This is a genomic window from Rhizobium sp. R339 (genome assembly GCF_002211395.1).
Lineage (GTDB): Bacteria > Pseudomonadota > Alphaproteobacteria > Rhizobiales > Rhizobiaceae > Rhizobium.
Map to the genome: position 1 here is coordinate 1 of NZ_LOKV01000018.1, position 11,137 is coordinate 11,137.

Consider the following 11,137-nt stretch of genomic DNA (forward strand, 5'->3'; position numbering starts at 1 on the left):
GAATGTGCAGCATCGTCGGGCCGCCGCCGTTCCTGGCGCGCTCGATCGCTTCGCCTGCCGCGGCATAGACCTTGAAGACATCGGTGCCATCCACTTCGATCGACGGGATATCGTAGCTTTCGGCGCGTCGCGTGAAGCTGCCGGCCGAGACATGCTCGTTGGCCGTCGCCTCGCCAAAGCCGTTGTCCTCGATTGCAAAGACGATCGGCAGGTTCCAGATCTTCGCAAGGTTGAAGCTCTCGGACATGACGCCTTCGTTCATCGCCCCGTCGCCGGCGAAGGCGACCGCAACCTGGCCGGTCCCGAGCAGCTTTGCGCTGAGCGCCGCTCCGCAGGTGATCGGCGCGCCGGCCGCAACGATCCCGTTCGCTCCAAGCATGCCCTTGCGCAGATCGGCAATGTGCATCGATCCGCCCTTGCCGCCGCAGGTCCCCGTCGCCCGCCCGAACAGCTCGGCCATCATGCTGTCGATATCCACGCCCTTGGCGATCGAATGACCGTGGCCGCGATGGGTCGAGGAGATGTAGTCGTCCTCGCGAAGATGCAGGCAGATGCCGACCGCGCTCGCCTCCTCGCCCGCATAAAGATGGGTGTTGCCCGGAATGTCGCCGGTTGCCATCTCCTCCATCACCCGCTCCTCGAAGCGGCGGATCATTCGCATGCTCCGATAGACCGCAATCAGCTTGTCCTGCGAAAGTTGTAAACCCGACATGTTATCCTCCGGCAGATCTTCATCATCTCTTGTGGCGTCCGACTGCGGATGTCCGCCGACATCCGCAGTCCTGCTTGTCCAACCCGTCTTGGGAGAGGTGGACGCATTCAATGCTCCGTCGGCGCGTCAGGGAAAGAAACGCGTCAACGTGTCGGCGAGCGCCGCGGGTTGCTCTTCAGCCAAATAGTGGCCGCAGTGCTCGATTGCGGTGCCTGAGACGTCGGTTGCAATTTTCTGCAGTTGAGCCACGAGATCTGGCATCGAGCCTTGATCGGCGCGAATTGCGAGAACCGGCATCTCGAGTTTGCCGCGACTGCTAAGTTCTTTATTCTGGTCCGCCGACTGGGAAATGGCGCGATAGTAAGCTAGCCCACCCATCAGGCCATTGTTGCGAAAAACCCGAAGATACTCGTTGAAATCGTCTTCGGAAAAATACGCCGGGCTCGCGGCTTTGCGCTGCAAAAACCATCTGAGGTAAATGTCCTCGCGGTTCCGGATAAGAGCCTCGGGCAGATCAGGGAGATTGTGAAAGCCCACGTGCCAAGTTCGCCACGCGGTGTCTGGGGACCACGGCAGTGTATCTGGCAGACTAATTCCAGGGATGCCGGTGTCGAGTATCGCGAGGCCACGGACGGTCTCGCCATAGGAAGCCGCATAAGGATAGGCGACCCACGCTCCAATATCATGAGCGGCCAGATAATGGGTCTCGACTCCGAGCTTTCTGGTGAACTCCCGCATCAGACGCGCGATCGAAAGCGTATCGCATCCAAATAATGGCCGATCGGAATCGCCTTGCCCCGGCAGGTCAGGCGCAATGACGCGGTAGCGTTCGCCGAGTAGGGGCAGAATCTTCCGCCACGCATACCAGCTTTGCGGAAAGCCGGGAAAGAGGACGATCGTGTTTCCGTCTGCTCGTCCCCCTGAGACGTAGTGAATTCGAACACCTTCGACGGTCAGAAAGCCGCGACCGAAACCTTCAATTCCAGTGGAGCGCCAGTCTTGCATGTCCATTGTGAACCTCCCTATCGATTATCGAGCGATTAAGCCGCTGCCTTTGCGAGTCTGGCGCTGGTTCTCCATGTGGCGAATCCAACGACCAAGAGGCACGCAAAGAGGAGCAGCGAGAAGATTGCATTCACCGAGGGTGTGAAGCCGAAACGGAGCTGGTTGAACACCCAGATCGGAAGGGTTGGCGCACCACCCGACAAGAACAAGGTCACCATCACATCGTCGGCAGATAGCGTGAGTCCGAGAAAGGCACCGGCGACAATCGTCCCGCGGATCATCGGAAACAAGACATGGACGAAGCTCTGCCAACGATTGGCGCCAAGATCCAAGGAGGCTTCCATGAGGCTCGGATCGAGGCGTCGCAGCCGTACAAGCAACAGCAGCATCGTCACCGGCATAACGAAACTCATCTGCCCGATGACAATTCGCGCAACGCCAGAGGGAATCGAGAATATTTCTGTGCCAAGGACCATCTCAATCCCGAGCACGACGCCGGGTGTGGCGATTGGCAGTGCAAAGGCGAGTTCGAAAAAGCGAGCGCCCTTCAATCTGGCATAATGAATGATCAGCGCGAAAATGGTTCCGAGCATCACCGACATCGTCACGACACAGAGTGCCACGATCACCGATCGTCGGGCCGCTTCCAGCAACGACTGATCCTGGAGGAGTTCTCGATACCAATGAAGGGTAAGGCCTTGCAGCGGGAAGATCTGTAAATTGACGGAATTGAACGAAAACAGGACGATGATCGCGAGCGGTGCATAAAGGTAGACGATAGACGCGACGACGCCAACGCTCGCTAGGCGACGACCGGTGCCGCGCCGCGAAGAGTTGGTTTCGGGCAATGTGCCTCCGGCCTCTTCGCTGAGCATTACGCCCTTCGTCGGCAATATTGTGATTATCGTGCCGAGAAGGAGGGCTACGCTGATCATAAGCGCAACCGCAACTGCTGCGCCATATGGCCAGTTGTTGGCAAAGCCGAACTGAGTAGAGACGACGACACCGAGCGTCGTGCCGTCGATACCGCCAATCATCGCTGGCGTGACGAAATCGCCGACTGTCACGAGAAATGCCAGTGAAAAGCCGATGGCGAAGTTGCGACGGGTCAACGGCCAGATCAAGTGGAGAAATGTCTGGATTGGTGTCGCGCCAGAGTCTTGCGACGCTTCGATCAGATCACGGGGAATTTTCTCGAAAGCTCCCATTGTCGAAATGAAAATGAATGGGACGGAGATGTAGGCGAATACGATTACGACCGCGGTTGGACTATAAAGGAAGGCATCGGACGGCTGATCAAGAATACCGCTGGAGACCAGGGCTGCGTTGAGAACGCCCGACTGGCCAAGAATGATGCGCCAAGCAAAAATGCGCATCAGAAGGCTGATCCAGAGCGGCAGAACAACCAGCACGGTCAGCAGGGTCTTATAGCGCCTTGCCATCCGACCGACGTAAAAGGCCAGGGGAAAAGCGATCGCAGTTGCGAGAACGCAGCCAAGAAAGCTGAATGACAAGGTGCGCGTAAGCAAAACCCAAAAGCCGGCGGAGTTCCAGATCCGCGCATAGTTTATAAGCGATGGCTCAAGGAGGATGACCCCGCCCGAAGCCTTTAGGAAGCTCACGCCGATCAATAGCACGTTCGGCAAGACAACGATCAGGAGCAACCAGGCAAGGACCGGCACGCTTGCCAGATTGAGACTGATCCTGAAGCCCAGCGGTGAAGCCTGCAAAGGTTTCGTGAGGGTGGGTGCGACATTATCAGTCATAGAACACCTGCGTATTCTGCAGATCAAAGTTGACCTGCACCGGCTGTCCGACTTCCAGCGATGAATTGTGAGCTGCAGGCACTAAGCCGATGACGTTTATCGCACCACAGCGAACGTTGACCTCGCAGCTCGTTCCCATGAACAAAACGTCTTCAACGGTTCCATGAAGCGTACCTGGAGATGGCGTAGCAACGTTTTCACTGAGCCGAACGGCCTCATAGCGGATTGCCATACGCGCCGCGCCGCAGCGTGAAGCAACGAGACCCGGCAGCGTCACATTCTCGACGTGCGCGACCGCACCATTTCCAGCGGCTTCAAATGTCACCGGGATGAGATTGGACCGGCCGACAAATCGGGAAACGAATTCATTGTTCGGCGCGAAATAGATCTCGCGCGGTGTCGCGAGCTGCGCGATCTTTCCTTCGTTGAGCACGACCACGCGATCCGACATCGACAACGCTTCGCCCTGGTCGTGTGTCACATACATGAATGCGATACCGAGTTCCTTTTGCAGAGCCACGAGCGTGTGCTGCATCTGCTGACGAAGCCGCAGATCCAGCGCAGCGAGGGGTTCGTCGAGAAGCAGCAGCTTCGGCCTTGAGACGATTGATCTTGCCAAAGCCGCCCTTTGCCTCTGCCCCCCTGACAGCTGATGTGGAAGCCTGTCGGCAAACCCAGACATCTCGACGAGTGACAGAGCTTCCATCGCCGCAGCAGATCGGCCGGATTTCGCATCGCCACGCATCCGTAGTGGGTATTCAACATTTTCCCGCACCGTGAGGTGCGGGAAAAGAGCGTAGCTTTGAAAGACAGTGCGTACGTCGCGCTTGAACGCAGGGACGCCGTTCATGGCATGCCCCGACATCGTAATCGCACCCCGGTCCGGATGCTCGAACCCTGCAACTGTTCGCAAGATGGTTGTCTTTCCAGAACCGCTCGGACCGAGAATTGAGAAGAATTCTCCGCTTCTTACGGCAAAGGAAACGTCGTCGAGCGCAGGCTTGTTTGCGCCTTCATAGGTTTTCGACACGCCTTCAAGCGAAAGCACCGTTGTCTGGGAGGTACCCATCTGTCTTCTCCGCGTTCGCGTATCGGCTCAAAGCGTACCAGCGAGGAAGTCATTCCAGATCTGGATGCGCCGCTCGACATCTTCCGGTTCTCGGAAAAACACCAGGTTGCTTTTGAACGCGGGATCCTCGGAATCGAGGATGTTCGTGTTCTTGAGCTCCTCTTCGGTGAGGCCGGCCTTGCGTGCCGCCTCTGGCGTCAGAACGCCATTGCTGCCGGAGAATTTCATGAACCGCGCCTGCCACTCGACGGACATCGTGTCATTCAGGAACTTGTAGACGATATCCCGCTGTCCCTTGGGCGTGACATAAGTTCCCTCGATCCAGGAAGGGGTTCCCTCTTTCGGAAGCGAGTACTTCGCGTTCAGGCCCTTCTTTTTCAGCGTATTCACGACTGTGACGTTGTGGCAGTAACCGAGAAGCGCCTCGCCCGAAGCATATACGTTTGCCGCATCGTCGAAGCCACGCGTGACGACGCGAACCTGCTGACGCAATTCGCGAAGTGCCTTCGTAACCGCGCCAAACTCGTCCTCGCTGAGTTTGAACGGATCCTTCGCCCCGACGTAGAGAGCAATCATCGGGATTGTGACGGTCGCGTCATCGAAGATGGTGACCTTTCCCTGATACTTCTTATCCCAAAGGGCGGCCCAGCTCGTCGGAGCTTCCTTGATAACGTCAGCATTATATTGAAGCGGCTGGGTACCCCAATGCAGCGGAATGCCCATCAGCGTATCATCGACCGAAAGCGGATCCTTCCAGTTCAGTCCGGGAAGAATGTTGGCGACATTGGGGACCTTCGATAGATCGAACGGGGCGATCTGGCCGGCCTTCTTGAGGCGGCCGGCTGTTGAGGCCTCTGAATAGACCACATCCGGCTTTACCGCACCGGACTGAAGCTGCGCAAAAACCTCATCGAGCGAAGAAATGATGACCGGCTTGATCTTCGTGCCGTTTGCTTTCTCCCATTCGGCGATCCACTCCGGCTCGTCGTAACTTTCCCAAGTCAGAAGCGTGATCGGCTCCTCTTCCGCACGGGTGGCGGAGGCGAGGAAGGGGGTAAATAAACCTGCGGCGGCGAGCCCACTACCAATTTTCAAAACCTGGCGACGGCTGGCGGTAAAGCGTGTCGAATCTCTGGTCATTTTACGAGTTCCCTTTTTGTCATTGGTCCAGGGAGCCTTCAAATCTAGCCTAACTAACGACAGTTCGGTTCATGATCCAAATGTCGTTGCCGGCCATGTTTTGGGCCCAGCGAATATGAATGGGGATGCTTTTTGACTGCCCGAACGTCCTCTCGTCCGGCAGGCGTTTGCTGACGGGCCTCCTACCGTTCAGCCTCATCATCCTCCCGCTCTTGCATCCGACGGTCAAATCGCAATTCACGATAACCTGTAATAAAGAATGCTGATCACCAGGCGGCGCGCGATCTAACGCAGGTTCGATAAAGAAAATCGATCACCGAACATTCAAATTCATAATTTGACGCCTGCGACTGACGAGCCAATAAAAACCGAGACATTGTTGATCGTCGAGGAAACAATTGGTGTTGCTATCTTCAAATAGCGCTGCGGAGCACCCGCCAGAAGCCATTCGTGCAGGTGCAAGATCCGGTACTATCAGCGGCCAGACCTCGGGAATGGCCAGAGGGTTTGCACAAGGCAATCTTGTCATCCTACCAAGAGAATGGGCGAAGGATTTCTTGAATTTCTGCCTTGCAAATCCCAAACCCTGCCCGCTGTTGGCGGTGGGTCGGCCGGGTGATCCGTCGCTACCTGGTGCCGGACGAGACATCGATATCCGTACCGACGTGCCGAGCTACCGGATCTTCCGCAACGGAAATTTGGTCGGGGAAGTGGAGAACATTACAAGTGTCTGGCAGGACGACTTCGTATCTTTCCTGATCGGATGCTCATTCTCGTTTGAATGGGCGCTGCTGGGTGCCGGTCTTAATGTCCGCCACATTGAACTCGGCACAAACGTGCCGATGTATAAGACCGATATCCAATGCGTATCGGCAGGGCGCTTTTCGGGCCAGTATGTCGCGTCGATGCGTCCGATGAAGCCTGCGGAGGCCATTCGCGCAATCGAGATTACCTCTCGGATGCCGCAGGTTCACGGTGCGCCGGTTCATTTCGGTGATCCGTCAGCGATCGGAATCGCAGACATAACCAATCCTGATTACGGCGATCCGGTACCAATCAGAGAAGGAGAGGTTCCAGTCTTCTGGGCGTGCGGTGTCACGCCGCAGGTGGCCCTGGCTAACGCAAAGCCACCGATCGCGATCACCCACTCACCGGGATGCATGCTGCTCACCGATATCCCCGACGATGATCTAATCACTGGAAAGTTTCGTTTTTCTGCACCAGATTTGTGACAGCGCAATCGGGCTCGCCTCACGGGCGCGCCTGCCCGTAGACACGAAGGATCTGTTATCGTCCTGTGCTCTCTGCGCCGGCGCACCGCACTGGGGAACGGCATGATTGATCTTCGTACCTTGGAGACTTTTTACTTTGTCGCACAGACCGGCGGTTTTAACCGTGCCGCAGAGAAGCTCCACACCACGCAACCGGCGGTATCGGCACGAATAGCCCAGCTTGAGCAGGATCTGAATGTCAGGCTATTCGATCGCAACAAGCACGGCAGTCATCTGACGGCCAAAGGGCGTGACCTTTTACGATATGTCGAGCAAATGATCGCGCTCCGCGTGGAGCTTGTCTCGGCGATCGCTGGCGATAGCGCCCTGCGCGGCAATTTGCATCTTGGCGTTTCCGACACCATTGTTCACACGTGGCTACCCGAACTTCTAAAGCGGCTCAGCGTCGAATATCCTGGAATAACGCTGGCGATCGACGTCGACGCTTCGGCGGGCCTCGCCGATGCACTGCTCAATAATGCGATCGATGTGGCGCTGTTGATGGGCCCGATCACTGCCGGGCACGTGACGAACATTCATCTTTGCAGCTACCCGCTGGACTTCGTCGCCCGTTCAGACTTTCCCGAGATTGGCGCCAGCATGAGCCTTAGAAAGCTCGCCGAATATCCAATCATCACTTTTGCCCGCCACACACGACCCCACTCGGAACTGAAAGAAATCTTTCGCAGGGCCGGTGTCACAGGTGTCCGTCTATTCGCGAACTCATCACTGTCATCGATTATTCGCATGGCGCTCGATGGCCTGGGAATTGCAGCAATTCCAAAGGAAGTTGCGCTCGAACACCTTGAGAGTGGCCGTCTGCGCCTGCTGGCCCATGAAGAGACCTTGCCCGTCCTGTCATTCACAGCAAGCTTCATCCCTCGCCCGGATATGCCACTGAGCGGTGTGGTTGCCAAACTTGCACAGGCAGTGGCGAACAACGGCGCTGCTGGAAGCAAGCACGTCGCCCGCTAAAAGCTGGCCGGCGATGCCGCCGGCCAGCCGAGCCACGTATCAGGAAATTCGGCTATATTTCTCAAGCACGACCGATTTGAACAGATGGCCATGCTTGGCGCCGAAGGCTTTCATCGCGTCCGTGTTGTTGTGGACATCGAGCGCCTTCTCATCGTCCCAGATCTCGTAGAATAGGAACTCGCCGGGCCGATCATTCGACTGGTGGAGATCATACTGGACGAAGCCAGGCTCTGTTTTTGCGACGGGAACGAGCGTCTGCAGCGCGTCCCTCACCGCATCTTCCTTACCTTCATGAGCGACGATGGTCGCCACCACAACAAGTTTGTTCTTCATTTTGACCTCCAGATCACTGAATCTCAATGGATACGTGGCACTTGATCGAATTTGCGATGAAGCATCCCTTGTGCGCCCGATCGTGGAGGCGCCGGAGCGTCTCGCGATCGGGTTGCTTTTCGCCGCCGAAGATCGCCTTGGGACGCAGAGCGATGTCGGAGACCCACATGCCGCCCTCGGGGCTCTTCGACACCCTTCCGGAAGCCTCGTCCTGATAAGCGGTCACTGCATAGCCGCTGCCTTCGCATATGGCGAGGAAGTACAGCATATGGCAGCTCGCCAAGGCGTTCACCAGCAATTGTTCCGGATCTGCCAGAGACGCGTTACCGAGATATTCGGCGGCGGCAGAGACTGGAATGGTAACCGTTGGGCTGATGATCGCCTTGTGGTCACGGCTGTACGTCTTCTTTTGTTGTTCGTGTGGGACGGCTTCCCACTCAAGTCGAACGATATGTTCTGACATCCTTGTCACCCTTTAACCCGATTTTGCGCCGTGAAGGTCGCAGACATGTTTCCCCTAGCCGAGAGCCGCCAGCATTGCTTCGGCAATCGCGAGATCGTCGTCTACCGGGCCGCCCGAAACGCCCACGGCGCCGACGACCTTGCCGTCGCGAGTGATCGGCAGGCCGCCGCCGAAGACCACGAACGGTCGCGCGCCGACCGATTCCAGGCCATAAAGCGGAGCATTCGGCTGAACCGCCTCCATCCACTGACCGGAAGGCGAGCGCAGAGCAAGCGAAGTCCAGGCCTTGTTCTGAGCAATCTGCACCGTTGAAAGTGCGGCGTCGTCGACCCGTAGAAAAGCGAGAAGGTTGCCGCCGAGATCTACAATTGCCAGGGACGAGGGCTGTTTGATCTCCCTGACTTTCGCAGCGCCCGCGGCAATGGCATTCAAGGCTTCTTCATGCGTTATAATTCTGACCATCGTGGTTCCTCGATCTGAGCCTATTGGAAAGCAATGTTGTGTGCTGCTGTCTGGCGAAGAGACCGACCGCAGCACGCTGGTTCATGCTTAATTGTAGATCCCCCCATCCACGTTGATCGCCTGCGCGGTCACATAGGAGGACTCATCGGATGCCAGGAACACGAACAGGGGAGCGACTTCGTCGGGCCGCGCCTGCCGGCCGAGCGGAATGACCAGGGGAACAAGTGCTTCCTGCTTTTCGCGCCCGCCGATGAAGTCGATGACCGGCTGGTTGAAAGGCGTGTCGATCCAGCCCGGGCATACGGCATTGACGCGAATGCCGTCGCGCGCCAGCTCAATCGCCAGCGTCGTCGTCAGGCCGATCACTGCGGCCTTGGATGATGAATAGGCGAGAAGACCGGCAGCACCGCGCTTGCCTGCGAGGGACGACATCAGCACCACGGAAGCCTTGCCGGACTTCCGAAGCTCCTGCACGGACTCACGAACAAAGATGAAATTCGCCCTGACATTGATCGCGAAGACCTTATCCCAGTCGCCGGTGCTGAAATCCTCCAACCTGCCGGAAAGCTGGATGCCAGCGTTGAGGCATAGCGTATCGATGCCCTTCATCCATTCGGCCGCTTGAGAGATTGCCGCCTTGATCTCTGATTCCTGCGTGAGGTCGGCGCGTATGAACTTCACCGCGCTGCCGAAGCGCTTCTCGACGGCCGCACCCCGCTCGGCGTCGATATCCACGACGCTGACGGTCGCCCCTTCCGCAATGAACTGCTCAAGGATCGCAAGGCCGATGTTTGCGACCCCACCGGTGAGCAAAACCCGTTTTCCTGAAAGACGCCCTGACATCGCATTTCCTTTCCTGTTGCTCGATAATGGCCGATTGCGCTTGCGGCCTTCAGGCCCCGGCCTTGGCGATAGTTTTGGTGATCTCGTTGTTGACGATGGCTGCGGCTTCCATCTGCGGCATGTGGCCGGCCCCGGGGATGTTGACGAAGGTGGCGTTGGCGGGGATCTCGCCTTGCTGTGGCACCGGCACGATCTGGTCCTGGTCACCCCAGATCAGCGTCACCGGGCATGACAGGCCGCTCAGCGCTGCGCCGATCGATTGCTTCTGGCCGCCGTCGCCGGCAATGGCGTCCGCAATGGCCGAAAGCGCCTCCGGAACACCTTCCAGCCGCTTGAAGCGCAGCGTGCCCTCGACCATGTCGTTGGTGATCTTGGACGGATCGGCAAACAGCCGCTCCAGGACAGCCTGCAGCGGGCGCCGGCGCTCGGCGGCGATGAAGTCGGTAAGGAAGTCCCGGCTCATCTCCTTGCTCAGGCCAATCGGTGCGATCAGCGTCAACGATCCGAGGCGCGACGGCAGACGTGCCGCCAGAGCCGCAGCAACGGCACCGCCGAAAGAATGCGCGACCAGATGGATCCTTCCGGAAGCAATCGGGGTGAGTGCCTCCTCGATCGCTGTGGCAATCTCGTCAACGACATTGCTGCCCGCCACGGGCGAGGAATCGCCGTGACCGGGAAGATCGACTGCGATCGTCCGCATCGTTTCGGCCAGCACCGGCTGGTTGAAGAGCCAGGTCGTCAGATCTCCGCCGAAGCCGTGCAGGAAGAGCACGGTGTCGTCGCTCGGCTCACCAGCTTCCAGCAGGTTCAGCCAACCGCCCGGGACCGTGACCTTGCGTGGGAGAGATAGCCCCCCCTCGCCGTCTTCGCCGCGGCCGATCCGATCGGCATAGCTCTGGATGAAGGCGTCGATCTCGTCTTGCGTGGCGCTCTCGTCGGCAATCACGCCGGCCAGCGCACCGACCGGGGCCGTCGTGCCTTCGGCCAGAACAATCTGCCTCAGCGTACCGCTGGCGGAGGCTTCCAGCACATTCGTCACTTTCGTGGTCTCGATCTCCAGGATCTCCTGACCGCGCGCGACGCTGCCCCCCTCGCCGA

Annotated in this window: 12 protein-coding genes; 2 read left to right on the top strand and 10 right to left on the bottom strand. The window is 58.1% G+C overall.

Going from position 1 to position 11,137, the window contains the following annotated elements:
• From ATY76_RS19080 to ATY76_RS19100, 5 genes are all read right to left on the bottom strand, one after another.
• A partial coding sequence (locus ATY76_RS19080; protein WP_088676314.1) for a thiamine pyrophosphate-dependent dehydrogenase E1 component subunit alpha occupies positions 1 to 712 on the bottom strand: 712 nt, incomplete at its 3' end.
• A gap of 126 nt (positions 713 to 838) precedes the next feature.
• A complete protein-coding gene (locus ATY76_RS19085) occupies positions 839 to 1,723 on the bottom strand; it encodes an alpha/beta hydrolase (RefSeq protein WP_088676315.1) in 885 nt (294 codons plus the stop codon).
• A gap of 29 nt (positions 1,724 to 1,752) precedes the next feature.
• Positions 1,753 to 3,483, bottom strand: a complete 1,731-nt coding sequence (locus ATY76_RS19090) for an ABC transporter permease subunit (protein WP_088676316.1) — start codon at positions 3,481 to 3,483, stop codon at positions 1,753 to 1,755.
• Positions 3,476 to 4,552, bottom strand: coding sequence for an ABC transporter ATP-binding protein (locus tag ATY76_RS19095; RefSeq protein WP_088676317.1), 1,077 nt, complete (start codon positions 4,550 to 4,552; stop codon positions 3,476 to 3,478). Before ATY76_RS19095 ends, ATY76_RS19090 begins: the two co-directional genes overlap by 8 nt.
• 27 nt (positions 4,553 to 4,579) lie before the next feature.
• Positions 4,580 to 5,692, bottom strand: a complete 1,113-nt coding sequence (locus ATY76_RS19100) for an extracellular solute-binding protein (RefSeq protein ID WP_088676318.1) — start codon at positions 5,690 to 5,692, stop codon at positions 4,580 to 4,582.
• Between the two features lie 401 nt (positions 5,693 to 6,093).
• On the opposite strand from ATY76_RS19100, the gene ATY76_RS19105 reads away from it, so the two are divergent.
• Both ATY76_RS19105 and ATY76_RS19110 read left to right on the top strand, forming a co-directional pair.
• Positions 6,094 to 6,924 (top strand): putative hydro-lyase, encoded by an 831-nt coding sequence (locus tag ATY76_RS19105; RefSeq protein WP_088676324.1) that lies wholly within the window; start codon positions 6,094 to 6,096, stop codon positions 6,922 to 6,924.
• Between the two features lie 102 nt (positions 6,925 to 7,026).
• The gene (locus tag ATY76_RS19110; RefSeq protein WP_088676319.1) at positions 7,027 to 7,938 is read left to right on the top strand and encodes a LysR family transcriptional regulator; all 912 of its coding nucleotides are present in this window, start codon (positions 7,027 to 7,029) and stop codon (positions 7,936 to 7,938) included.
• A 39-nt stretch (positions 7,939 to 7,977) separates the two neighbouring features.
• On the opposite strand, the gene ATY76_RS19115 is transcribed toward ATY76_RS19110, so the two are convergent.
• The 5 genes from ATY76_RS19115 to ATY76_RS19135 form a co-directional block, all read right to left on the bottom strand.
• On the bottom strand, positions 7,978 to 8,271 hold the full coding sequence (locus ATY76_RS19115) for a putative quinol monooxygenase (RefSeq protein ID WP_088676320.1): 294 nt from the start codon (positions 8,269 to 8,271) through the stop codon (positions 7,978 to 7,980).
• 13 nt (positions 8,272 to 8,284) lie between these two features.
• Entirely contained in the window at positions 8,285 to 8,734 is a 450-nt protein-coding gene (locus ATY76_RS19120; protein ID WP_088676321.1) for an OsmC family protein, read from the bottom strand.
• A 54-nt stretch (positions 8,735 to 8,788) separates the two neighbouring features.
• Positions 8,789 to 9,196: a heme-binding protein gene (locus ATY76_RS19125; protein WP_004673727.1), complete on the bottom strand. Its 408-nt coding sequence runs from the start codon at positions 9,194 to 9,196 to the stop codon at positions 8,789 to 8,791.
• An 87-nt stretch (positions 9,197 to 9,283) separates the two neighbouring features.
• Complete coding sequence (locus tag ATY76_RS19130; protein ID WP_088676322.1) at positions 9,284 to 10,039, bottom strand: SDR family NAD(P)-dependent oxidoreductase; 756 nt, start codon at positions 10,037 to 10,039, stop codon at positions 9,284 to 9,286.
• Positions 10,040 to 10,088: 49 nt separating this feature from the next.
• Positions 10,089 to 11,137 (bottom strand): acetoin dehydrogenase dihydrolipoyllysine-residue acetyltransferase subunit (locus ATY76_RS19135; RefSeq protein WP_088676323.1); only part of this gene is annotated, 1,049 nt, incomplete at its 5' end.